The organism is Streptomyces sp. NPDC001415 (genome assembly GCF_053597395.1).
On record NZ_JBSFIE010000006.1, the window covers coordinates 292,712 to 315,180 of the forward strand.

The following is a 22,469-nucleotide window of genomic DNA, read 5'->3' on the forward strand; positions in this document are numbered from 1 at the left end:
ATCCCCGTGCAGTCAACTCCCGACCAGCCGCCAGGGTTACGTGTGTTGACCGTCCCCCGGCCCGAACCCGCTGGACGATGCCAGTCACTCGCCTCCCAACGCTTCAACGTGTTCGGCGACGACTGCCCGGATCTCCTCGAAGGCCCCACCGGCAGGGATCTGCCACTCGGTATCGTCTCCACTGTCCAGCGCCTGCTCACTGCTGAACCGGATGAAGTCGGGGCGCGGCACGAGACCGCTGCGCAGCCACAATGCGAAGTGCGCCACCTCGGTTGCAGTCGCACCCACCACAGTGATCACGGCACTGTTCTCGACTGGAGTGCTGGCAACACCCTCCACCCACGTCTCCGGCTGCACTTCGATCTCGAAGTCCACGACGAAATTCCCGCGGAGACCGGCGGGTCCTGCGGGTGCGCGTCCGGCCCGAGGATCTTCGAACACACGAAGAGCGTCATCAGCTTGCCGTCCCGGCTCGCGAAGTCAGCCTGCCGCTCTCGCCGTACGCGATCGGCCAGAGCCGGGACGGGAAGCGAACTCGCCCAGAGAGACGCGGAATCCAACCCTCGCGGCGCGTTCCCCCAGTCCTCCCAGTCGAAGAGGCAGAACGTCGGCGCGGTCATGTTGGCCCAGTTCAGGTCCGCGTGGGCCGGGAGCCACCGCTCAACGGCGGTGTCGAAGTCCCCGGGGAAGGCCCTGCGGATGGAATCAGTGACGAGGATCTGCGTGATGGTGTCGGTGTCCGGTGTGGCCACGCGGATCGTGCACTGTGCCGCGAGCGCGTCCAGGGAGGCGTTGAGCGCCTGCCACCACGCATCCGGGAGCGTCGGATCCTCGCTCAGTACGGCACTTCCGATTGGCTCCCCGGGCAGGAGCGCGGTCTCGTCGGCCCGCCACATCGCGGGCTCGTCCGCGTCCGGCCACACCACGCATCCCTGCCACGCGGGTTGGGAGATGCCCGCCAAACGCGCGGCACACTCGGTGCCGTTCCAACCCTGATCACTGATCTGGTCGAGGAGGCGGCGCTCAATCCGCACCCAGGTGTCACGATCCGTCCGGGCTCCCACGGAACGGCGCTTGCGCATCACGGTGTTCGGGTCGAAGCACGTCTGGAGCGACCGCTCGACACGATCAAGAATCTCGTCGACTGGCTGGACTCGCAGATCGACAGCACGGCCGGTGGCAACCGAGAGCGTCATGGGTGTGACCGTAGCAGCGGGCCCGCTCTGTCATGGGTGCCTCGAATCAGCTGCCGCCTAAAACAGCGCCCAAGCCGCCGATGATCGCCTGGCTCGCGCAGAACGCCAACGCAAACCCGCACGCCGCGGAGGAGGTGGAGAAGTGGGCCGACGTGGGAGACCACCCGTCCGCCAGTCGCGTTGTCGGTCAGCCGACGACGACTTGGAGGTGATGCTTGATCTCGTCTGCGATCCGCGCGTGGTCTCCGGTGGCCGGGATTCGCCAGTCGGTGTCGATCTCCCGCTCGTAGGCGAGTTCGGAGGTGAAGCGGATGAGGTCGGGTGCGGGGAGATACGAGTCGCGAAGCCACAGGATGAAGCTGGCGGCTTCGTCAACCGTGGTCGAGCTCAGTGCGATCGTGGCGCGGGATTCATTGTCGGCGAATCCGTCGAACTCCTCGCCGTCTGCGGTCATGGCCCAGAACGACAGGCGAGACGCGTGCCCCTCTTCCGGCTGATAGCGCACCTCGGGGAAGGCGTCGTCGAGCGCCTGGCCGAATGCAGACAGGTCCAGGTTCCACCCTTGCGGGTTCTTCGCCGGCGCGTAGAGCAGGTATGCGGTGTTGTACTCGTCGAAATCCACGGGGGCCTTCCTTTTCGGTTACGGGACGTACTGCGAGGTTCCCGTGACGCCCTGTTGCGCCATGAGCGTCTGCCAGTAGGCCGCCGCGTCCTTGTCGTTGGTGACGATCGACAGTCCGCGTATTTCCTTGTGAGCGGTCATAGCATCGCGGTACTGGCCGAGTTCACCCTCGTCCAGGCCCTTGAAGAAGGACCCTCTGTTCCACTTCTTCTTGCCGTCGGCGCCGTACTTGTCTTCCAGCTGGTCGAAGGTCTCCGGCTTGCGCCAGCAATCCTTACCGTCGTCCTTCACATACTTGGAGTCGATCATGTAGCCGTCCGCGGGCCGCATGCCGTCGGCCGCCTTGAAGGGGCGCTTGGATGCGGGCAGCAGCGGGATCTTGCGCTCGGGGTAACCGGCCGTCCTCAACTGGTAGGCGTTCTCCGCCGAGTCGGGGTCCTTCGCATTACTGCCCAGTCCGAGCGGTTTGAGAGTGTTGACGAAGGAGACGAACTCCTTCCGCTCGTCGATGCTCAGCAAGCGGGTCGTGCCCGGGACCGGGGGCACGGGGTCCTTGCTGGGGATGCTCGGGTCGGGATCGACATACGACGCGGGCATGATGCCGGATATGCCGCCTTGATAGGAGGCGACAAGCACAGGAATGCCCTCTGGCAGCAGCCCGGGCACGAGCGGCAGCCCGGGAAGCAGGGGGCGGTTGTGAGAGCCGTCGGGCAGCTTCACCCGTGCTTCGGAGGTGTCGAGGGCGTGGGCGACGTTGCCGAGCTTGTGGATCCAGGGGTCGTCGAGGACCGCGTCCTTAAGCCCGCCGTCGTACCCGTTCCCACCGAACATCGGGGAGTCCCACGGCATGTCCATGTGGAAGGGGTCCAGTTCGTGCTGCTGGATCTCCTTCTTCGCGTCCTCGACATGGTCGGCGTAGCGGTCGCACGCCTTCGCGAGCTGGCTGCAGGCAGCGACCAAATTCGCGACCAGGGTCTCGTCCGGGTGCGCGTAGTCCGGCGGCGCGGCGAAGCCCACGAAGTTGTTGAAGTACTTGCGGAAAGTGTCCGCGGCCTCACCGCTGTGAGCCTTGTCCGCAGTATGCGCGCATGCCTGGGCATCCTCCAGGAAGCGCACCATCAGCTTCCCGCCCCGGCGCCACGACTCCGCGACATCACGCAGCTTCTCGGGCGAGCCCCGGAACCTGCTGCTCCTGCCTCCTGGCGCGTACTGGTCGAACCATGAGGTGTCCCCGATGACCCCTTGAAGCTCCTGGCCACGCCCGAGGAAGCTCTCCTTGCAGTCCTCGTACGGGTCGCCCATGCTGGCGGTCATGTCGACCTGCTGGCCCAGGATCTGCGAGGCGACGTGGCTCTCCCCGGCCATGAACTCGCGTGCCGTGTGCATCAGGCCGCGACCGGTCTCGCTCATGACCAGAGCGCTGAAGCCCATCTTGTCGAGGGTCGTGGAGGCTGCGGACTGGTAAACCTTCGCGAACTCGTGGCCGGCGTCGTCGTCTCCCGCCATGCCCTTCTGTCGGTCCAGGTCGTGGAAGAGCGCGATGGTGGTGTCACGGGCGCCTGGCATCACCTCCTTCACCATGTCCATGGCCGCGCCGATCATGTCCTTGGTGATCATGCCGAGATCAGCAGGCATCCCCATTGCTTCGCCTCCCCGTTGACGAGACTCGTGCGCCACCACGTAGCAGAACCGTTCTACCTCAGATGGGTTTTGCTCATGCAAGCGGGCCTCAGATGAGACGCACCCCACCCGACCCGAAGCGTCCATCGCCTCTGACCCACTATCGCCGAGGACCGTTGCCCCGCCCCGGAGCCGCAGAAGGGTTGATCGGCGGCGCCGGCTGTGGTGCCCCGTTGGGATTCCAAGCCCTGGTGGAGCGTCGACGGGAGGCTTCGGCGAGGCGGTTGGGCGCGGGGTTACGGCCGGTGTGCTGGATGCGGGTGATGAGGACACGAGCGGGTTGGCGCGCGGTGTCCAACTCTCGTTGCGCGGCAGCCTCCTTGAGGAGTTGGTGAGGCTTATGGCCGAGGGCTTCAGCGTCGGCGAGGAGGGTGGCGAGGGCAGGCCAGGCGGCATCGGTGAGGATGCGGTCTGCGCACTCGGGTACGGCCGCTCGTACGTCGTGAGCGAGGACTTGGCTGCTCGCCTCCCTCGGGCGGCGGGCTTCTAGAGATCTTTAATGGCTGAGGTTACGGCGGTTGGAAGTCGAGCCCGGTCTTGGCGATGAGTCCCTCGATGAGGCGGGGCCGGTACTGCATGCGTTTCAGCCGCGTCTTCACCAACGCGGTGAGCTGGTCCAGGCCGTGTTTGGTGAGGTTGGCCAGCGACCTCTTCAGGTGCGACCACACGCCCTCGACCGGGTTGAGCTCGGGAGCGTACGGCGGCAGCTGGTAGACCGTCAGCCACAATCGGGCGGTGATCAGCTCGCCCATGGTGCTGCTGACGTGCGTGTTCAAGTTGTCCCAGACCAGAACAAGAGGTCCGCCGAGCTGCTGGTGGGCGGCATCGAGCAGGCGGGCGTAGTCGGTCTCGGTGAAGCCCTTGCGGCGGCCTTTGGAGGGGCCGCGGTCGAGGTGGATGCGGTAGATCAGCCGGGGCCGACGGCCGGCTTTGGCGCAGATCAGCGCAGCCATGGAGACACGTTTGGTGCCTTGGGCGGTGACCCGAACCACCGGGGTGTGACCCCGTCGGCCCCAGGTGCGGCCCTTGGGCGGCCTCAGGCCCTGGCCGGCTTCGTCCTCGAAGCAGACCCAGGCACCCAAGTCCGCCGCCCTCTTTTTATGACGGGCCACTGCTCGTCCTTCCAGGCAGCGATCTTCTCCTCGTCCCGCTCGGTGGCCTTGCGGGAGGGGACCTGCACACTCCAGCCGATGCGGTGCAGCAGCAGGTCCAGCCCGGCCAGGGTGTACTCGACACCGAACCGGCAGCGCACGACCTCAGCAATCCGGGCCAGCGTCCAGCACTGGTCAGTCCAGCCGGAGGCGGCCGGACCGGCATCCAACACCGTCTCCAGAACACGGAGTTGTCCCGCATCGAGCTTGCAACGGGCGCCACCAGGGCCCTTGGACACCAGTGCCTGCCGACCGCCCGAAGCCAACGCCCGCCGCCAGCGATTCGCCGACATCCGGGTCACCCTGAACCGCCGGGCCACCTCCCGGTCACTGGCCCCGGCCTCGATCAGATCGGCAGCCGCGAGCCGGACTTGCTCACGCCGAGCCCTTTCCTCAGCCGTCAAGCCACCGCTATCCGGATACCTCATCCTCCCGGCATAGCGCAGACCACGACAGCCGTCACGACCCTACGTAACCCACACCGTTAAAGATCTCTAGCTCGGCGAGCACCGGAGTGGCGGCCTGGTCTCCGGCGGCTTGGAGGTGCTGCAGGGCTTGGTGGGCGGCCGCCGCCCGCTGGGCGTGATCCTTGGCCTCGTGCCAGCGCTTCGCGGTGATCGTGGACCACACGAGGGCGGCAAGAAGAGCAGCCAGCAGCTCGCGTTCGTCGGAGCCGTACATGCCGTCGATCCGCGGGTCGAACGCCAGATTCCCTTGCTGATCTACTTTAGTTAAGCGCAGCCGACTGCGGCCATCCCGCTCATGAACGAGATGCCGATGCGGCCGCATAACGAGGATGAACTCTTGGCTCTGCTCGGTCTCATGGTCAGAGAGGCGGGGCACGTTGAACTCGGACAGCGCGAGTGCCTGCGCGGGCCCGTCATCGACGACCCGCGACGCCGCCGCTTCTACGCCCTGGTCCCGTGCTCCCCGCCCGGCCCGGGCCCCGGCCGGTATGCGACTACATCGGCGTGTCCCGGGTCGGGGACGACGAGCCGGACAGTTGCCTCACGAGCCACTGGCTGTGCCGCCAACTGCCCCGGGCGCCCTATGCGCTCCCATCCAGCTGACCGGAATGATCGAAGCGGGCACCGCCCTACTAGACAGTCAGGCCGACTCATGACCACCACGCGCGCGCCGGGCAACTACGTCACACCCGAGTGCCGCGAGGCGGAGAAGCCACGGTGGGTCGGGGGCCATTTTCACTGTCCCGGGCCACTCGAAGTGCGACAGTCCACCGGCACGGTGGCGGTTGAGGTACTCAAGTGCGCCTGCTCCTACCACCCAGGGAGGCACGGAGCCACCCCGTGAGGCCGGCCCGCCGCTCCGGACCATTGTGCTGATCCGGTACGTAGAGTGCGGACACGCGCTGCACCTTGGGCCTGCCGGGCCTTTAATCACGTGCCGGCAATCACCGTGCGCGGCTACGGTGTTTCTCGTCCAGGTGCGCAGGCAGCGGTTACTTCGTTTTGGGAACGGGCGGTTGCGGGTTCGAGTCCCGTCTTCGACTTCGGGTCGGCGTAGCTCAAGGGTAGAGCACCATGTACCGCCGCCGACCTTGAACTCTGGACGCAGGGGGCCCTTGTCTTTCGCCAACTGGCGGGCGGAAAGGGCCTCCTGCTGCGCTTGTGATCACAGGTCCGCCGCTGTCGTTGGCGTCACTTCCAATCCGTGTCAAGAATGGCAGCGTGCACGGCAGCAGCGATCATCGTGATGGTGAGGACTCCCCCTGCCCAGTTTTTCGGATTGCCAAGTACGGTCTCCACCATGGCTGAACCGTAGATGATCGCTGCGTAGACAGCAGGAACGCTCATGCTGACGACACGCTTCTTGGCTGCTATGAAGAACAGCGGCGGTGCCAGAAGGCCGGCCGACAGGACGACCGCGGCAAGCCAGATCACCTTGTGCTGCGTGTTCGCGTACATGTGGGCCCGAATGGGCGCGTTGATGTGCGAGCTGCTCATAGCTCCCCCCTGATTTCACCAGGCACCAAGTGTGACCCATAACACTTCAACCTGTCGTGCGATTGGGGGAATTGCGGTGCGACAGCCGATTCCGCGATCACCACATTCGTTTCACGGCCGGTCGCAACCGGGTGCAATGCGCCTCCGGATCGGCGAGCGCTCAGGCGTCTTCAGCCCCGCTGTTCTTCTTTGGCATCTGCCTTGCGGCCTCCCCTCACGCCGCCACCTGATCCCGCATCCGCACGTGGAATCGCCGCCGCTCTCAAGCTCGATGGGCAGGGGCGCCTCATCGATGTGGGATGCGGGCCGGGCCCCCTCGCCCTCGACCTGGCCCATCTGTTCAGCGAGGTCGTCGGCGTGGACCCCGACCCCGGAATGATCGCCGAGGATGCGCATGAGGCCGCCCGGCGCGGAGTGGGCGGGACGCAGGGAACACCCGGCGATGAAGTCGCGGTACTCACCCGGGCGGGTTTCACCGGCCCCCATCGCCACGTCGTCCCCGGCGGACAGCCGCTGGAGCGCACGTCTGCCGACGTCGTGCCGTGGGTGTTCTCGATGTCGTACGCCGCTCCCCACCTGTTCGGCACGCGCAGCGACGCCTTCGAGGCGGAGGTGCGTCGGCTGCTGAGGGGTGTCTCGCCGTCAGGGCGGTTCTCCGAGCAGCAGCGGAGCAGCGAGGTCTTTGTCTGGCGGAGGAGCCTCGCCGAGGCATGATCCGGGGTGCCGGACGGGCGCTCGGAGCGGCCTCGGGTCGGTCATCCGCCCACCGCCACAACCACCCACGTACAACCACCACTTGAGCCATCCGAAACGGCGTCCAGCACAGGGCGTCGCCATGCACAATGAGGCATGACCACGATGCTTGTATCCGCCGCCGCTCGCCGCACCATCCCGATCGCCGCGGCCGGCCCCCGCGTGGCGCTCGCCGCCCGCGCCGCCGCCCAGCACGCGGGGCTCACCCCTGCCACCCTCGACCGCGTCACGACGGTGGGTGACACCGTGCCTTCCGCGTCCGCGTTCCAGTCCGCGTTGTAGTAGCTGTAGCTATAGCTGTACGGGCGCGGTCGGCGTTGCAGGGACGCCGTCCACGTTGCGAGGGCGTGGTCCCACCCCAGCGGCGCCGTTCTCGTTGCGAGCGGCGCCGCCCAATCCTCCAGCCGCGCCGTCCCACCCCGCAGCCGCGCCGCCCAATCCTCCAGCCGCGCCGTCCCACCCCGCAGCCGCGCCGTCCGACTCGTAGTCGCGCCGTCCCACGAACATTCCCACCCGACCGCCTAGGATCGGCCTCGATGATTGAGACCATCGTGCTCGACATAGGCGAAACACTGGTACGCGACGACCGCTACTGGGCATCCTGGGCCGACTGGATCGGCGTCCCCAGGCACACCCTCGCCGCGCTCGTCGGGGCGGTCGTCACCCAAGGCCGCGACGCCGAGGACGCGCTGCGCATGCTCAAACCCGGCATAGACGTTCGCCAGGCCTACCTGGCCCGGGAGGCGGCGGGGCGCGGTGAGCACCTCGACGAGACCGACCTGTACGACGACGTACGGCCCGCCCTCGGCGGTCTTCGCAAGCTCGGTATCCGGGTCATCGTCGCCGGGAACCAGACGGTCCGGGCCGGCGAGCTCCTGCGCGGCCTCGACCTGCCCGCCGACCTGGTGGTCACCTCCGACGAGTGGGGCGTCTCCAAGCCTCAACCAGCCTTCTTCGAGAGGGTGTTGGAGGCGGCCGGATCGGCACCCAGCGCGACCGTGTACGTCGGCGACCATCCCCTGAACGACGTGTTCCCCGCCAAGGCGGCCGGGCTGCGCGTCGCACACATCCGGCGCGGGCCATGGGGCCACTGGTGGGCGGACGACTCGGAGGTCGTCGCGGCGGCGGACTGGCGGATCGATTCCCTCACCCAGCTCACATCCATCGTGGATGCCCCTCCGTCAACTTTTCTATGAACGAACCACGTTGGCGGCGCGCGGCAAAGGCACGGCCCCACCCCCCGGTCCGGAGGGGTGGGGCCGTGATCCTTCAGTGGGGCCGTACCGCGGTGCTACAGGGCGCGGTTGCTGCGCCCGTCGCAGTAGGTCCAGTTACCGGACTGCGAAACGGGCACGTTGCAGTACGCGGTGCGCACCTGGTGCGGCGAGTTGCGGACGCCAGTGATGGTGACCTGGCCCTTGTACCAGTAGCCGGCGCGGCCGGTGTAGCCGGTGCCGGGCGTGTTGAAGTAGCCGGTGCACACCCAGGCGTTGTTCTGGTTGTGGCCGCAGACCTGGACCTTGTCCGAGTAGTACGTGGACACGGCGACCTGCTGCCCGTTGGTGCCGGCCGACGCGGTGGTGGCTCCCGCGAGCGGAAGCGCGGCCGCTCCGAGGGCCGCCACAGCTATCGCCGCCTTGTGGATGGGTGTCATCGTTCCCCCTGGTCGAGTGGGTTCCGCGAGCGTTCTCGCGACTCACCACACCTTGCCGATCCGGCCCGGCCGGAGTCGTCAACCGGGGGTTGGAACCCGGGTAAACCCGGGCGGTAAGCCCCCGGTTGGGGACGGCCCTCGGTCACGGGTTGTTGAAGGTCACCTCAGGGTTGGCGGGGGCCGGCCCCGCGAGGACCGGCTGCTCGACGCCCCGCAGGTGCTGGTCGAAAAATGCACCCACGTACGTCCGGATGAGGGCGACGGAGCGTTGTGCGGGCAGCGGCGAGTGCGGGAGGCCGAAGTGGTCGGCGATGACCGGCTCGTCGCAGAACGTCATGTGCTCGGCTCCGGCGACCGTCAACCAGCGCTTCCAGCCGTCGAGGGCGGGCCACGTCGTGTCCCACGTCTTGTCCTTGCCACCCGGGCGGTGCATGTCGTCGGTACCCAGCATCATGAACGGCCGCCCGCCGAGCCCCTGGGGCGGCAGCGTGTCCCAGAACGCCCCGTCCATGTTGACCCCGGCATCGACGCGCCCGTCGCGCGCCATGGCGGCGAGTGCGGCGGCCCCGCCGATGGAGTGGCCCGCCATGCCGATGTGCCGCTTGTCGATGGCGGCGGCGTACCGCCAGGCCGGGTGTTTTCCGGTGAGGCGGTCCAGGAGGTACGACGTGTCCGCCGCGCGCGCCGCGGTGACCACGTTCCCCGGGGTGCCGTCCTGCATGGCCTTGCAGGCGACGCAGGTCAGTAGGCGGCCGCCGGGGAAACTCGTGCCGAACGACTCGTAGGCGTGGTCCACCGACGCGACGACGTAGCCGCGGCTCGCGAGGTCCTCGGCGAGGGTGGTGAGCGAATAGCGCGGGGCGCCGAAGCCGGGTGAGAGCACGATCAGCGGGTGGCCGCCCCGCGCGGGCCGCGCGCCGAGCCCGGCGTGTGTCCTGGTGCCGGCCACCTCTCCCGCCCTCGCGGGATCGATGCCGAGCTCCTTGAGGAGGACCGGGGCCTCGGCGGCTGTGGTGTACGGGGCGGGGTGGCCGGTGCCGGGGCGGGCCGCCGGGTAGGTGAGGGTCACCATGAGCTCGCGGTCCCGGCTCGGCACCCAGGGGTCGCGACGGGCGTGGTCGACGAGGTGGAGGGTGTCCGCGCCGATCGCGTACTGGCCGGTCGGACGCGGGATTTCGAGCTGCTGGGCGGCGGCGACCGGCGCGGTGACCATCGCGGTGGCGGGAGGCGCCGACGGGGCTGCCTGAGCGGTTGTCGCGGCGGCCAGCGGGACCGCGAGGGCTAAGGCAAGGGCGACGGCCGTGGCCGCGCGGGAGATTTTGACCATGAACGACACGCTAGGCGGACCGTTCGGCCGCCACGTCCGCCTCAGGTGCCGGACGCCTCCGCCTCTGGTGTCAGGCTCGGGGTCGATTCGTACGCCCATGGTCGGAGCGCAGAGTCGGAGGGCAGGCTCGGAGGGCATGGTCGGAGCCCTGGGTTGAAGCTCGCTCGTGTTCGAGCCCGGGGTGGATACGGGCCCTGCTAGGAGGGCCCCACAGAAGGGCCCGGCGGATACGGTCGGCGGGGCGCGCCAGGTTCACTCGGACGGGCAGTCCTCGCGGGGTGAGGGGCGCCGAGGACACGCCCGCCGGGCCGGGCCGCGGCTGCGGTCCGGACCGGCGGCTCTCGCCCGACGGCGAGATTTAGAGCTTGTCCATGCGGGTGTACGGGCTGACGATTCGGGCCTGGCGGGAGCCGAAGTCGACGAGCATCGCGACGCCGTCCTCGACCCCGATGATGGTGCCCAGGCCGAACTGGTCATGTGTGACCCGGTCTCCCAGGATGAAGTGCTTGGCCGCCGGAGCGTCCGGGGCTTTGAAGGGGCTGGTGGGCAGGTGGCGCCGGGGCGCGGATGGCTTCGTCATCGTCATCCCAGTATGCGCCGCGAAACGGCCCGAAGGGCAGGCCCGACGGATGACGATGGGGAATCGATCCGGTATCCGCGCCGACCGGAACGCATGCTGGTGCGAAAATCGTCACGAATTGACACGCAACCCCAGGGTTGCAAATCTGGAAGCGAAGGTGCGTAGGTGCCACGCCGAGGGTACGTACACACAACGCCGGAGGCACGCGTGGACGACGTCTTCAGGGCGCTGGCCGACGCCAGCCGGCGGCGGCTGCTCGACCGGCTCCGGACGCGGGACGGGCAGACGCTGCGCGAGCTGTGCGAAGGGCTCGCCCTGTCACGTCAGGCGGTGAGCAAGCATCTGGCGGTGCTCGAAGCCGCCCGTCTGGTCACGTCCGTGCGGCGCGGCCGGGAGAAGTTCCATTACCTCAATCCCGTGCCGATCCAGGAGCTGTCGCAGCGCTGGATCGGCAAGTACGAGCGCGGCGGACTCGACGCGCTCGGCAGACCGAAGCGGAGCCTGGAGGAGCAACTCACCATGGACAAGCCCGAGTTCGTGTATGTCATCTATATCCAGACCACCCCCGAGCGGCTCTACGAGGCCCTGACGGACGCCGAGTTCGCCCAGGAGTACTTCGGCGGCTGGGGGCCCATGTCCGACTGGCGGGTGGGTTCACCGGTGCTGTGGAAGATGGGCCCGGACGGGACGTACGAGGATCTGGGGCAGGCGGTCATAGAGGCCGTGCCGGGCCGGAAGCTCGCGTACACCTGGCACCGGCTGCTTCCGATGCACCGTCAACTCTTCGACACGGAGGAGGAGTTCGAGAAGGCGCGGACGGAGCAGTCCCAGGTCGCGTTCGACATCCAGCCGGCCGAGACCCCCTCGCTCGGAGTGAAGCTGACCATCACGCACGACGGGTTCGAGAGCGCGGACAGCGAGATGCTCAAGGGGGTCAGCGGCGGCTGGGTGATGATCCTCTCCACGCTCAAGACGCTGCTCGAACGCGAGGAGAGGCCCCGCTGAGCGCTCCGCGGGAAGTGGAGTGCGTCGGCCGCGGGCCGTGTTTGGAAACCCCGCTAGGAATACGTCCGGCCCCCGTTCCCCAGTGCGGGGGAACGGGGGCCGGACCGTTTGGGTGGGTCAGGAAACCGTGAGGGGGCGGATCGCCGTCGGGGCGTGGCCCGGCTCGGTCGCGATCTCCTCGAACTCCGTGACGTCGGAGATGTCGGCGGTCTTGCTCATCGCGATGTTGGTGACCCGCTCCAGGATCGCCTCGACGACGACCGGGACGCGGAACTCGGCGGCCAGCTTCTTGGCCTCCTCGAACGCGGGCAGCAGCTGGTCCGGCTCGGTGACGCGGATGGCCTTGCAGCCCAGGCCCTCGATGACCTTGATGTGGTCGACGCCGTAGACGCCCAGCTCCGGCGAGTTGATGTTCTCGAACTCCAGGTTGACCTGGAAGTTGATGTCCAGGCCGATCTGCGCCTGGCGGATGAGGCCCAGGTAGGCGTTGTTCACGAGAACGTGGACGTACGGGATCCTGTGCTGCGCGCCGACCGCCAGCTCCTCCAGCATGAACTGGAAGTCGTAGTCGCCGGAGAGGGCGACGACGGGCGTCTGAGGGTCGGCCTTGGCGACGCCGAGCGCGGCCGGGATGGTCCAGCCGAGCGGGCCGGCCTGGCCGCAGTTGATCCAGTGGCGCGGCTTGTAGACGTGCAGCATCTGCGCGCCCGCGATCTGCGAGAGGCCGATGGTGGTGACGTAACGCGTCTCCGGGCCGAAGGCCCTGTTCATCTCCTCGTAGACGCGCTGCGGCTTCAGCGGCACGTTGTCGAAGTGCGTGCGGCGCTGGAGGGTGGCCTTGCGCTCCAGGTGGGAGGCGACCCAGGCGGAGCGGTCGGGCAGCTTGCCCGCGGCCTTCAGCTCCTTGGCGATCTCGACGAAGAGCTCCAGGGCGGCCTTCGCGTCGGAGGCGATGCCGAAGTCCGGGGCGAAGATCTTGCCGATCTGGGTGGGCTCGATGTCGACGTGGACGAACTTGCGGTCGCCGCGGTAGACGTCCAGCTTGTAGCCGGTGTGGCGGTTGGCCCAGCGGTTGCCGATACCGAGGACGAAGTCCGACTCCAGGAACGTGGCGTTCCCGTAGCGGTGCGAGGTCTGCACGCCGACCATGCCGGCGTTCAGCTCGTGGTCGTCGGCGATGGTGCCCCAGCCCATCAGGGTCGGGACGACCGGGGTGTTGGTGAGCTCGGCGAACTCGACGAGCAGGTCGGAGGCGTCCGCGTTGATGATGCCGCCGCCGGCGACGATCAGCGGACGCTCGGACTCCAGCAGGAACCGGATCGCCTTCTCGGCCTGGGCGCGGGTCGCGGCCGGCTTGTAGACGGGCAGCGGCGCGTACGTCTCGGGGTCGAACTCGATCTCGGTCAGCTGGACGTCGATCGGCAGGTCGATGAGGACCGGCCCGGGGCGTCCCGAGCGCATCAGGTGGAAGGCCTGCTGGAAGACGCCGGGAACCTGGGCGGCCTCCAGGACGGTGGTCGCGGCCTTGGTGACCGGCTTGGCGATCGAGGCGATGTCGACGGCCTGGAAGTCCTCGGTGTGCAGCTTGGCGACCGGCGCCTGGCCGGTGATGCACAGGATCGGGATCGAGTCGGCGATCGCCGAGTACAGACCGGTGATCATGTCGGTGCCCGCGGGGCCCGACGTGCCGATGCAGACACCGATGTTGCCCGGGTTGGTGCGCGTGTAGCCCTCCGCCATGTGGGAGGCGCCTTCGACGTGGCGGGCGAGCGTGTGGTCGATGCCACCGCCCTCCTTGAGCGCCCGGTAGAAGGGGTTGATCGCCGCGCCCGGCACACCGAAGGCGTGGCTGACGCCTTCGCGCTTGAGGATCTCAACTGCCGCTCGGGCAGCGGTCATACGAGGCATGGGGTGCTCCTGCTTCGGCCGGCGGACTCGGCTCCGGCGGGCCGCCTGCGCCGCGCCACCTTCGAGCCTTATTCCGTAATGCGGAAGTATCATTCTGCTATGTGGAAGCAATGTAGGACGGGTTCGCCAGCGCGTCAAGGGAGGACCGGGATGCGCGAATCGGCCACGCCGCGGTCGCGGTTGATGGACCATGTACCGCGGAACCCCCGGCCGGGCCGCGCCAGGGGACCGGGCGTGCCGCGGAACCCGTACGGGCTCGCGTCGTCATGGAGGTGGGGGCGGATGAACGGTGAAGGCGTACCGGTGCGCTGCCCGACCTGTCGGCGCGAGCACGTTTTCGTGCCGGCGGCCTACCCCTGCGCCTGCGGGGCCCCGCTCGCGCCGCCCATCCAGCGGGGCGCCGCGCCCTCGCCGATCACGCACCGCACCTGGACGGACACCTGGGTCACGGTCCGGTGCCGGGCGTGCGGGCGCCAGAGCCAGTGGCCGCAGCCCGAGCTCGGCTGCTCCTGCGGCTGTGTGCTCAGGGTGCCGGTGCGGCCCGTGACGGCGCCGCCCGCGCCCGTGCCGCACCCGCGGCCGACGGGGGTACGGGCCCGTACGGCGTTCCGGCCGCTCACGATCCGTACCGCGAGGGACGCGGTCACCGCGGCCGGGCTCTATCTGACCTGGCTCGGCTTCAGCGACATACTGCAGGCCGAGCCGCCCCCGGCCTCCGGCATCGACCTGCGCGGGCGGGGCCTCGTGGCCCGGGTGGACCCGACGACCCGGCCCGCCTCACTGAAGGCCGTCGAGTGCCTGTGGCTGCACGCGATGACCAGGTCCGCCCGCAGCGTCCACTTCTCGCTGGCGGGGTACGCGCAGGACGCGAGGGCACGCGCCGACCAGCTGCGTGTCCCGCTGTTCGTCCTGGACCTGACGGGCACACCGCAGCCGGTGAACGACGCCGCTCAGGACCTCGTCACGACGGGTGCCTGATCAGGCGCCGTACCCCTCCCGCAGCTCCACCTTGCGGACCTTGCCGCTCACCGTCATGGGAAACGCGTCGAGAATCCGCAGGTGCCGGGGGATCTTGTAGTGGGCCAGCCGCTCGCGGCAGTACGCGGTGAGCTCGTCCAGGGTGGGCGGGTCCGCCGGGTCGCGCGGGATGACGCAGGCCAGGATCTCCTCGCCGTACTTCGCGTCGGGCACCCCGACCACCTGCACGTCGGCGATCTTGGGGTGCCGGTACAGGAACTCCTCGATCTCGCGCGGGTACACGTTCTCGCCGCCCCGGATGATCATGTCCTTGATGCGGCCGACGATCTCGACGTAGCCGTCCTCGCGCATCACCGCGAGGTCGCCGGTGTGCATCCAGCGCCCGGCGTCGATCGTCTCTGCGGTCCGCTCCGGCTCGTCCCAGTAGCCGAGCATCACGCTGTAGCCGCGGGTGCGCAGCTCGCCCGGCTCGCCGCGCGGGACGGTGACTCCGCTCGCCGGGTCGACGATCTTCACCTCGACGTGCGGCATGACCCGGCCGACCGTGCCGGTGCGCCGCTCCAGGTCGTCGTCCGTGCGGGTCTGGGTGGAGACCGGGGAGGTCTCGGTCATGCCGTAGCAGATGGACACCTCGGCCATGTGCATCTCGGCGACGACCCGCTTCATCACCTCCGCGGGGCACGGTGAGCCCGCCATGATCCCGGTACGCAGCGAGGAGAGGTCGTACGAGGCGAAGCCGGGCAGGTTCAGCTCGGCGATGAACATCGTCGGCACCCCGTACAGCGAGGTGCAGCGCTCCCGCTCGACGGCCCGCAGGGTCGCCTCCGGGTCGAAGGACGGGGCCGGGATCACCATGCAGGCACCGTGCGACGTGGCCGCCAGATTGCCCATCACCATGCCGAAGCAGTGGTAGAAGGGCACCGGAATGCAGATCCGGTCGGCCTCGGTGTAGGCGAGCAACTCCCCTACGAAATAACCGTTGTTGAGGACGTTGTGATGGGAGAGCGTGGCACCCTTCGGAAAGCCTGTCGTGCCGGAGGTGTATTGGATGTTGACCGGGTCGTCGCAGGACAGCCCGGCCTCGCGAGCAGCGAGTTCCGTACTCGGCCGCCCGAGGCCGTCGGCCATCAGGCGACCCCATCCCGGGTCACCGATGAACACGGTCCTCCGCAACTCCGGGCAGTTGCCCCGCACTTGCCCGACCATCGCCCGGTAGTCGCTCGACTTGTGGGACAGCGAGGCGAAGAGCACCGAGATGCCGGCCTGGCGCAGCACGTACTCCAACTCATGCACGCGGTAGGCCGGGTTGATGTTCACCATGATCGCGCCGATCCGCGCGGTGGCGTACTGGACGAGCACCCACTCGGGGCAGTTCACCGCCCAGATCCCGACCCGGTCCCCCTTGGCGACCCCGATCGCGAGCAGCGCACGGGCCAACTGCTCGACGTCCGCGCCGAATTGGGCGTACGTCCAGCGCCGCCCCGACGCGACATCGACGAGCGCCTCGCGCTCCCCGTACGCCTGGACCGCGCGGTCCAGGTTGCCGCCGATCGTGTCGCCGAGCAGGGCGGTACCGCTCACCCCATGGGCGTACGAGTCAGTCACCATCGCAGCGCGCCTCACTTCCAGAACCAAGGTCCCCAGCATGCCCCTACCGGGCCTGACCTGCCTAGGTTTGCGCGGGGGGAAGATCGCCGCGCGGTGCGTGCTCGGCCGCCCGGCCGATCGGGGCGCCGTCCGTCAGGAGCCGGGATGAGCGCGGCGCGGATCTCGGCCGATGATCCGTCACGGCAGCGGCCGCGGCCCGGCACGCCGCCGAGGGGGGCAGCATGCCGGGCCGCGAAGGCGGGCGGGGCCTCATCAGGCGATGGGAGTGGGCGCCTCGAAGCTCACCGGGTTGGACAGGACCACCTCGTGGCTCTTCACGTCGATCGTGATGCGGTCGCCGTCCGCGATGCGGAAGCCGTCGTGGAAGCTGGCCTCGTCCGCACCCATCAGGACGTAGTTCACCAGGCCCGGCCTGCGGACCGCCGGGTAGGTGAACAGGTGGGCCGCCATGTCCTTGATGCCGAAGTACAGCGCGTCGTCGCCGCAGTCGAAGGTGCCCTCCCAGGCCGAGACCCCGTCGCGCTCGATGGTGACCCGGCCGGTCACCGAGCGAGGCGGCTCGCCGAGGAAGAGCCAGGGCGCCATGGAGGTGTCGCAGAGCTTGCAGTACGGGTTCCAGCCCGGGTTCTGGCGGTGCAGGCCGATGTCGCACAGGTCGTTGCCGAAGGTGTAGCCCGCGTAGTGCGGGGTGCCGTCGGCGTCGTTGACGTAGACCAGCGCGACCTCGGGCTCCTCGATGAGGGCGACCGCCGAGGCAGGCACGGTCAGCGTCTCGCCGGGCATGCGCAGCCACGAGCCGAACCCCTTGAAGAACCAGTTCGGGGCGACGAACTCCTCGTCCTCGCTGGGCTCGGTGTCGAACTTGGACTTGTGCGTCCGCATGAAGCCGCTGAGCAGGGCGTTCCCGTCGGCCGTGGGCAACAGCGGGGGCAGGAAGCTGAGTTCGGCGTCCCCGGCGGTGACGGTGATGTGCTCCGCGTGGCCGGTGATGGCGGCCTTCAGCTGCTCGGGGCCGTCGGTGGCGATGACCGCCGCGGCGAGCTGCCCGTCGGCGACCCTGTAGAGCGTCTGCGGCTCGCCGGGCGCCGGCCGGTCGAAGCCCGCGTAACGCTCGCCCCGGTATACGCATTCGAAGAGGATGGACATGGTGGCGGCCCTCCTGAGCCGTGGGACCGCGGGCCGGGGAACGTCCCGGAGCCGCGGCAGTTGACGATGTGTCAGAAGATGCTGAGGCCTTGACGGTGAGTCAGATGTGCGGGGCCGCTTCCGGACGCGGCGCCGACGCGCCCACCAGGTCCGCCAGGACCTCCTCGACCCGGTCGAGGGAGGCCCGGATCCACGGCAGGGCCACCGGGTCGGTGGCGGCCAGGGCTGCCGTGCGCTGCTCGTCGGTGTCGCCGTACAGGCGACTGGTGGCCACGCGCAGCCGCAGCGAACGGTCCGGTTCGCCGAACGCGCTCGCGGGCAGCAGACCCAACCCGTAACGCTCGACCAGGAGTTGGGCCAGATCCGCGCCCGAGTGCACTTGGCGGGTCTCCGCGAGGCGCTCGCGCAGGGGCTCGAAGTCCGGATACAGATAACAGGTCGCCTGGACGGGGGTGAGCAGCGCTCCGACCGCGGCGAAGCGGGCGGCCATGGCGCACGCCACCGCCTCGTGCAGCCGACGGGAGGCACGGACGCGCTCGACCACCTCGGGCGGCTCGGTGAACGCCCAGGCCGCCGCCTCCTGGACCGGGGCCGCCGGGCTCGACCAGATCTGGCTGGCGACGCCGACGAGCCGGGTGTGCAGGGCGCGCCCGGTGTCGCTGTCGGGCAGCAGGGCCACGCCCGTACGCCATCCGCCGACGGCCAGGTTCTTGGTGAGCCCGGTGGTGACCACGGTCCGCTCGGGCGCGAACACGGCCGGGGAGACGGCCGGTTCGGAGCCGTCGAAGACCAGATCGCAGTAGATCTCGTCGGAGATGACGGTCAGGTCGAGTTCCCTGGCCGCCTCGCACAGGCCGCGTACGGTCTCGGGCCGCGCGATGGTGCCGGTCGGGTTGTCCGGCAGGGTGACCACGACGGAGCGCGGGTCGCGCCCGGCGGCGCGGGCGGCGGTGACCGCCTCGCGCAGCCGGTCGGGGTCGGGAACGCCGCCCTGGCCCGGCAGGGTCTGCACCGGGATCGGCCGCACCCCGAGCAGCCCGGCCTGGGCCGCGTAGCTGACCCAGCTCGGCATGGGCAGCGCCACGTCGCCGCCGACGGCGAGCAGCAGCGCGAACAGCAGGGGCTTGCTGCCCGGCCCGCACACCACCAGACCGGGGTCGGCGGACAGGCCGCGTCGGCTCCAGTAGTCGGCCGCCGCGGTGCGCAGCGCGGCGCTCCCGGCCACGGGGCCGTAGGTGTTGAGGCCGGCGGCCGCGGCCAGTTTCGCCCGGAGGGCGGGGAGAACCGGCAGACCTATCTCGCCGCTGGCCATCGAGAGCACCTGCTCTCCGGCCAGCCGTCTGCGGGCGATCGCCTCGTCGGCGGCGAGCGTCGCCGACATGGTCACCTCGGTGGACTCGGGCATGACTACTCCAACAGTCGGTTACGGGGCGGGCCCGGGGCCTCAGGCCTCGGGATAGAGCTCCCGCAGGGCGGCCTTGCGGACCTTTCCGGTGAGGGTCTTGGGCAGCGCCTCGACCACCAGCAGGCGGTCGGGCCAGAACCGTTCGCTCTGGTCCGCCTCCTTCAGATGCCGGCGGATCTCCTCCAGGGTCGGTCCCTCGCCGCCGCTGGGAACGACCACCGCGAAGATCGCGTCGCTGACCTGGCCGGTCGGACCCACCAGGGCGGCTTCGTGCACCTTGGGGTGGCGGGCGATGATCGCTTCGAGCTCGGTCATCGGGACGACGATGCCGTCGCGCATGATGGCGTCCTTGGCACGGCCCAGGATGCGGATGCCGCCGCGGCCGTCGTCGCGCGCCACGTCCCCGGTGTCGAACCAGCCGTCCGCGGTGAGTTCGGCGGCGAAGACGTCGTCCCGCTTGTAGTAGCTCAGCGCCTGGGAGGCGCCGCGCACCCTCAGCCGGCCCACCGAAGCCCGCTCGTCGGGGTTCTTGCAGTTGTCGATCCGGATCTCCATGGCGTCGATCGGCCGACCGTTGCTGTGCGCCGCCCAATCCTGGTTGTAGTCGAGCTTGGTGATGGTGACCGGGCCGTTCTCGGACATGCCCCACAGCGAGTACGTACGGGCCCCGAGGGTCTCGCGGAGCTCGTCCACCAGGGGCTGGAGGACCGGCGCCGAGCCGGTCACGACGTGCCGGATGGTGCTGACGTCGCGGGGGTCGGTCCGCTGCGACTGGCTGATCTCGTGCAGGGTGGGCGGGGGGCCGTACAGCAGGGTGGCGCCGTAGCGTTCCACCAGGTCGAGCAGGGCGGCGTTCTTGCGTACGTCCTGGAAGGCGATGGTGCCGCCGAGCATGACGCCCGCGAGGATGCCCTGGCCGAAGCCCGAGTAGTGGACCAGCGGGGTGGTGACGGCGGCGACCAGGTCGTCGTCCAGGAGGAAGGCGTCGACGTAGCCGCGCACCGCCGAGTGGATGGTGTTCTGGCTGTGCAGGACGCCCTTGGACTCGCCGGTCGTGCCGGAGGTGAACAGGACCACGAACGGGTCGTCGGGCTTCAGCTCGCGCCCGTCCAGATCGGCCGTGTGCTCCTCCTCCCAGACGGTGCCGACGAAGTGGTCGTGGAAGTCGCGGGCACCGTCGGGGGCGTGGCCGCCGACCACCAACACGTGCTCCAGGGTGGCGAGTTCGTCGCGCAGGCCGGTGACGATCTCCGCCAGCGGCGTGCCGTCCCACTCCGGGACGGTGACGCAGACCCGGGCCTCGGTGAGCTCCAGGCGGTGGCGGAGCTCACCCTCGTCGCAGATCGGCGAGATCGGGCAGATGACCGCGCCGACCCGGATGCAGGCGAAAAGCAGGGGCGCCATCTCCCACCGGTTGGGGAGCTGGACGGCCACGAAGTCGCCCGGCCGGACCCCGAGTTCGACCAGCGCGCCCGCGAACCGCTCGGTCATCTGGAACAGCTCGGTGTAGTCGAGGGTGTCGGTGCGGCCCTGGGTGACCCGGCGGCCGGCGATGGCCAGCTTGTGCGGACGCTCCCGGGCCTGGCGGCGCAGGTCGTCGAGGAAGGTCTCGTCGCGCCACCAGCCGCGCCGCCGGTACTCCGCCGTACGGGCCTCGTGTCCCTCGGGGACGAACCCGGCGGTCATCGGCGGTCCCCCCGGCGGGCGGAGAGCAGGGTCGGCAGCGGGTCCTCGGACGTCGCGGCGGCGATCTCCAGGAGGTCCTGGGTGTTCTTGCGGACGCGGGTGCCGACCCAGTCGAAGACCCATTCCTTGCGTGCGGTCGCCTCCAGTTCGAAGGGTACGGTCCGGGTGAGGGCGAGGCCCGCCGCTGCCGCGCCGCCCACATTGGCGACGACGTCGGGGACGAGGGTCGCGCCCTGCACCGCGAGCTTCAGCTTCGCCTCGGGACTGACGGTGATGTTGCCGCCCTCGACCACGAGGGGCGCGGTCAGGCGGTGCACGTTGGCGTCGTTGAGGGCGTTGTGGTTGGCCGCGAGGATGAGGAGGTCGGCCTCCACGTCCAGCCAGGCGTCCGGCTCGGCGGAGACGGTGACGTTCTGCGGCAGCCGGGAGCGGTCGATCTGCCCGAAGCCGTCGGTGATGGCGAGCAGGTCGGCGACGGGCAGCCGCTCGGCGCTGATGGTGCCCTTCACGTCGGCCACACCGACGATGCGGTGGCCCCGGTCCTCCAGGAACTTCGCGACCGAGCGCCCCACGGTGCCGAAGCCCTGGATGACGACGCGGCGCGAGGCACCGCGGTCGGGCAGCGCTTCGAGCGCGGTGACCGCCGCGACGCCGACGCCGTGGCCGGTGCAGTCGACCAGCGGCTCGTAGTAGGTGCGCCAGTCGTACGGCATGTCCACCCCGCGGGCCTTGCGGCGCGGGTCGTAGTCGGCCTCGGTGAAGAACACCTTCCGGTCGGCCGGGGTCACCCCGAGGTCGCAGCCGAGGTGAATGCCGCCGTGCAGCAGCGGCGCGACGGTGCGGCCGAAGGTGCGCAGGGTCTGCTCGCGGTCGGTGCCGTCGGAGACGATGCCCGCCTTGGCGCCGCCCACCGGGAGCCCGACCAGCGTCAGCTTGTGCGTCATGCCCCGAGCCAGGCCGCGTACCTCCTCCTCGGTGACGTCGGCGGTCATACGGGTGCCGCCCATGGCGATCGAGTCGACCAGCGAGTCGACCACGACCCAGCCCTTGAGCGGGCCGCCGCTGCCGTTGAGTGCGACCGAGAAGGCGGGGGCGCGCTGTTCTTCCCCGCCGGGGTTGTCATCCACGATGCTCATGCTGAAGAGACCTCATCATCGATTGGTTTCGTTAACTGGTGTGCTGCATAAGGGAATTGACGGGCTCTCAGGGGTGTCACCGGTACTGCTCGGCGAAGCCCCGGAGGATCTCCATGCCGTCGTTGCGGAATTCGAGGTGGGCCTGCGAGCCGAAGATCCGGCCGTCGTCGGAGCGCATGAACTCGACCGGCGCGTGCTCCGAGCGCCCGATGGAGCGGAAGCCCTTCGGCGCGGCCCGGAGGTAGAGGGTGTGCCGGTGGAAGACGGTCACGGTGGGCTTGACGTAGGAGAAGAGGGCCTCCTCCTTGTCGACCTGCGCCTCGTGGCCGCCGACCCGCTGCGGGCCCTCGGCGAGTTCGGCGCCGGCCGCGACGGCGATGATCTGCATGCCGCCGCAGATCCCCAGAACCGGCACGTCGGCCTGCATGACGAGGTCGATCAGGGGCCGGTAGAAGTCACTGTCGTAGGCGCGGACCTTGGTTCCGCTCAGCACGATCGCCTGATGGCGTCCGTCGAGCTTGCGCGGCACGGAGGCCGCGTCGACGGTGTCGGTTTCGGAGCCCAAGTCCTCGAAGCGCCGGCGCAGTTGCTTCAGGGACAGGGTTCCGTTGTTGACCACTAGCACCCGGGATGACGCCACGTGCGCTGCTCCTCTCGCTGATGTGCCCTC

General features: G+C 69.3%; 22 protein-coding genes and 1 pseudogene. 5 read left to right on the forward strand and 18 right to left on the reverse strand.

The features are described from left to right. Positions 1–84: 84 nt before the first annotated feature. The 8 genes and pseudogenes from ACWC2B_RS10920 to ACWC2B_RS10955 form a co-directional block, all read right to left on the reverse strand. The gene (locus ACWC2B_RS10920; RefSeq protein WP_450716151.1) at positions 85–300 is read right to left on the reverse strand and encodes a hypothetical protein; all 216 of its coding nucleotides are present in this window, start codon (positions 298–300) and stop codon (positions 85–87) included. Next, positions 297–1,196, reverse strand: a complete 900-nt coding sequence (locus ACWC2B_RS10925; RefSeq protein WP_450716152.1) for a hypothetical protein — start codon at positions 1,194–1,196, stop codon at positions 297–299. The genes ACWC2B_RS10920 and ACWC2B_RS10925 overlap by 4 nt, the downstream gene beginning before the upstream one ends. 187 nt (positions 1,197–1,383) lie before the next feature. Further along, complete coding sequence (locus ACWC2B_RS10930; RefSeq protein ID WP_450716153.1) at positions 1,384–1,818, reverse strand: hypothetical protein; 435 nt, start codon at positions 1,816–1,818, stop codon at positions 1,384–1,386. A gap of 18 nt (positions 1,819–1,836) precedes the next feature. Beyond that, positions 1,837–3,459 carry a restriction endonuclease fold toxin-2 domain-containing protein gene (locus ACWC2B_RS10935; RefSeq protein ID WP_450716154.1) on the reverse strand — a complete coding sequence of 541 codons (1,623 nt, stop codon included), beginning with the start codon at positions 3,457–3,459 and terminating at the stop codon, positions 1,837–1,839. 139 nt (positions 3,460–3,598) lie between these two features. Further along, positions 3,599–3,988: pseudogene (locus ACWC2B_RS10940) on the reverse strand (mobilization protein); the annotation flags it as partial. A gap of 19 nt (positions 3,989–4,007) precedes the next feature. After that, positions 4,008–5,077 (reverse strand): IS630 family transposase gene (locus ACWC2B_RS10945; protein ID WP_450716155.1). Its coding sequence is split into 2 segments (ribosomal slippage): positions 4,008–4,591 and positions 4,591–5,077, totalling 1,071 coding nucleotides; the frame shifts between segments, so codons are not numbered across the junction. Between the two features lie 31 nt (positions 5,078–5,108). Next, complete coding sequence (locus tag ACWC2B_RS10950) at positions 5,109–5,492, reverse strand: hypothetical protein (protein WP_450716156.1); 384 nt, start codon at positions 5,490–5,492, stop codon at positions 5,109–5,111. Between the two features lie 815 nt (positions 5,493–6,307). Beyond that, the gene (locus ACWC2B_RS10955) at positions 6,308–6,613 is read right to left on the reverse strand and encodes a hypothetical protein (RefSeq protein ID WP_450716157.1); all 306 of its coding nucleotides are present in this window, start codon (positions 6,611–6,613) and stop codon (positions 6,308–6,310) included. A gap of 189 nt (positions 6,614–6,802) precedes the next feature. Between ACWC2B_RS10955 and ACWC2B_RS10960 the strand changes: the two genes are divergently transcribed. From ACWC2B_RS10960 to ACWC2B_RS10970, 3 genes are all read left to right on the forward strand, one after another. Next, positions 6,803–7,327, forward strand: coding sequence for a class I SAM-dependent methyltransferase (locus ACWC2B_RS10960; protein WP_450716158.1), 525 nt, complete (start codon positions 6,803–6,805; stop codon positions 7,325–7,327). 135 nt (positions 7,328–7,462) lie between these two features. Beyond that, positions 7,463–7,648, forward strand: coding sequence for a hypothetical protein (locus ACWC2B_RS10965; protein ID WP_450716159.1), 186 nt, complete (start codon positions 7,463–7,465; stop codon positions 7,646–7,648). A 254-nt stretch (positions 7,649–7,902) separates the two neighbouring features. After that, on the forward strand, positions 7,903–8,562 hold the full coding sequence (locus ACWC2B_RS10970) for an HAD family hydrolase (protein ID WP_450716160.1): 660 nt from the start codon (positions 7,903–7,905) through the stop codon (positions 8,560–8,562). A 95-nt stretch (positions 8,563–8,657) separates the two neighbouring features. On the opposite strand, the gene ACWC2B_RS10975 is transcribed toward ACWC2B_RS10970, so the two are convergent. From ACWC2B_RS10975 to ACWC2B_RS10985, 3 genes are all read right to left on the reverse strand, one after another. Next, the gene (locus ACWC2B_RS10975) at positions 8,658–9,020 is read right to left on the reverse strand and encodes a hypothetical protein (RefSeq protein ID WP_450716161.1); all 363 of its coding nucleotides are present in this window, start codon (positions 9,018–9,020) and stop codon (positions 8,658–8,660) included. A 142-nt stretch (positions 9,021–9,162) separates the two neighbouring features. Next, on the reverse strand, positions 9,163–10,347 hold the full coding sequence (locus tag ACWC2B_RS10980; protein WP_450716162.1) for an alpha/beta hydrolase family protein: 1,185 nt from the start codon (positions 10,345–10,347) through the stop codon (positions 9,163–9,165). Positions 10,348–10,705: 358 nt separating this feature from the next. Further along, the gene (locus tag ACWC2B_RS10985) at positions 10,706–10,927 is read right to left on the reverse strand and encodes a hypothetical protein (RefSeq protein ID WP_053725806.1); all 222 of its coding nucleotides are present in this window, start codon (positions 10,925–10,927) and stop codon (positions 10,706–10,708) included. Positions 10,928–11,134: 207 nt separating this feature from the next. On the opposite strand from ACWC2B_RS10985, the gene ACWC2B_RS10990 reads away from it, so the two are divergent. Beyond that, the gene (locus ACWC2B_RS10990; RefSeq protein WP_450716163.1) at positions 11,135–11,932 is read left to right on the forward strand and encodes an ArsR/SmtB family transcription factor; all 798 of its coding nucleotides are present in this window, start codon (positions 11,135–11,137) and stop codon (positions 11,930–11,932) included. A gap of 117 nt (positions 11,933–12,049) precedes the next feature. On the opposite strand, the gene gcl is transcribed toward ACWC2B_RS10990, so the two are convergent. Beyond that, positions 12,050–13,840 (reverse strand): glyoxylate carboligase, encoded by a 1,791-nt coding sequence (gcl, locus tag ACWC2B_RS10995; protein ID WP_450716164.1) that lies wholly within the window; start codon positions 13,838–13,840, stop codon positions 12,050–12,052. 282 nt (positions 13,841–14,122) lie between these two features. Here gcl and ACWC2B_RS11000 point away from each other — a divergent pair, with 282 nt between their 5' ends. Then, positions 14,123–14,818 carry a hypothetical protein gene (locus tag ACWC2B_RS11000; protein ID WP_450716165.1) on the forward strand — a complete coding sequence of 232 codons (696 nt, stop codon included), beginning with the start codon at positions 14,123–14,125 and terminating at the stop codon, positions 14,816–14,818. On the opposite strand, the gene ACWC2B_RS11005 is transcribed toward ACWC2B_RS11000, so the two are convergent. From ACWC2B_RS11005 to ACWC2B_RS11030, 6 genes are all read right to left on the reverse strand, one after another. Then, positions 14,819–16,426, reverse strand: a complete 1,608-nt coding sequence (locus ACWC2B_RS11005; protein WP_450716166.1) for an AMP-binding protein — start codon at positions 16,424–16,426, stop codon at positions 14,819–14,821. Between the two features lie 252 nt (positions 16,427–16,678). Continuing rightward, positions 16,679–17,572: a fumarylacetoacetate (FAA) hydrolase gene (locus ACWC2B_RS11010; RefSeq protein ID WP_450716167.1), complete on the reverse strand. Its 894-nt coding sequence runs from the start codon at positions 17,570–17,572 to the stop codon at positions 16,679–16,681. Between the two features lie 100 nt (positions 17,573–17,672). Continuing rightward, the gene (locus ACWC2B_RS11015; protein WP_450716168.1) at positions 17,673–18,977 is read right to left on the reverse strand and encodes a pyridoxal phosphate-dependent aminotransferase; all 1,305 of its coding nucleotides are present in this window, start codon (positions 18,975–18,977) and stop codon (positions 17,673–17,675) included. A gap of 39 nt (positions 18,978–19,016) precedes the next feature. Continuing rightward, on the reverse strand, positions 19,017–20,663 hold the full coding sequence (locus tag ACWC2B_RS11020; protein ID WP_450716169.1) for an AMP-binding protein: 1,647 nt from the start codon (positions 20,661–20,663) through the stop codon (positions 19,017–19,019). Continuing rightward, complete coding sequence (locus ACWC2B_RS11025; RefSeq protein WP_450716170.1) at positions 20,660–21,799, reverse strand: Glu/Leu/Phe/Val dehydrogenase dimerization domain-containing protein; 1,140 nt, start codon at positions 21,797–21,799, stop codon at positions 20,660–20,662. The genes ACWC2B_RS11020 and ACWC2B_RS11025 overlap by 4 nt, the downstream gene beginning before the upstream one ends. A 76-nt stretch (positions 21,800–21,875) precedes the next feature. Next, positions 21,876–22,439, reverse strand: coding sequence for a type 1 glutamine amidotransferase (locus tag ACWC2B_RS11030; RefSeq protein WP_450716171.1), 564 nt, complete (start codon positions 22,437–22,439; stop codon positions 21,876–21,878). Between the last annotated feature and the right edge of the window lie 30 nt (positions 22,440–22,469).

Bases quoted from the DNA above. Each gene is read 5' to 3' on its own strand.
- ACWC2B_RS11025 (WP_450716170.1), bottom strand. From the start codon at position 21,799: ATGAGCATCGTGGATGACAACCCCGGCGGGGAAGAACAGCGCGCCCCC.
- ACWC2B_RS10970 (WP_450716160.1), top strand. From the start codon at position 7,903: ATGATTGAGACCATCGTGCTCGACATAGGCGAAACACTGGTACGCGAC.
- gcl (WP_450716164.1), bottom strand. From the start codon at position 13,840: ATGCCTCGTATGACCGCTGCCCGAGCGGCAGTTGAGATCCTCAAGCGC.
- ACWC2B_RS11000 (WP_450716165.1), top strand. From the start codon at position 14,123: ATGAACGGTGAAGGCGTACCGGTGCGCTGCCCGACCTGTCGGCGCGAG.
- ACWC2B_RS11010 (WP_450716167.1), bottom strand. From the start codon at position 17,572: ATGTCCATCCTCTTCGAATGCGTATACCGGGGCGAGCGTTACGCGGGC.
- ACWC2B_RS10980 (WP_450716162.1), bottom strand. From the start codon at position 10,347: ATGGTCAAAATCTCCCGCGCGGCCACGGCCGTCGCCCTTGCCTTAGCC.
- ACWC2B_RS10985 (WP_053725806.1), bottom strand. From the start codon at position 10,927: ATGACGAAGCCATCCGCGCCCCGGCGCCACCTGCCCACCAGCCCCTTC.
- ACWC2B_RS11015 (WP_450716168.1), bottom strand. From the start codon at position 18,977: ATGCCCGAGTCCACCGAGGTGACCATGTCGGCGACGCTCGCCGCCGAC.
- ACWC2B_RS10935 (WP_450716154.1), bottom strand. From the start codon at position 3,459: ATGGGGATGCCTGCTGATCTCGGCATGATCACCAAGGACATGATCGGC.
- ACWC2B_RS10925 (WP_450716152.1), bottom strand. From the start codon at position 1,196: ATGACGCTCTCGGTTGCCACCGGCCGTGCTGTCGATCTGCGAGTCCAG.
- ACWC2B_RS10975 (WP_450716161.1), bottom strand. From the start codon at position 9,020: ATGACACCCATCCACAAGGCGGCGATAGCTGTGGCGGCCCTCGGAGCG.
- ACWC2B_RS10955 (WP_450716157.1), bottom strand. From the start codon at position 6,613: ATGAGCAGCTCGCACATCAACGCGCCCATTCGGGCCCACATGTACGCG.
- ACWC2B_RS10965 (WP_450716159.1), top strand. From the start codon at position 7,463: ATGACCACGATGCTTGTATCCGCCGCCGCTCGCCGCACCATCCCGATC.
- ACWC2B_RS11005 (WP_450716166.1), bottom strand. From the start codon at position 16,426: ATGGTGACTGACTCGTACGCCCATGGGGTGAGCGGTACCGCCCTGCTC.
- ACWC2B_RS11020 (WP_450716169.1), bottom strand. From the start codon at position 20,663: ATGACCGCCGGGTTCGTCCCCGAGGGACACGAGGCCCGTACGGCGGAG.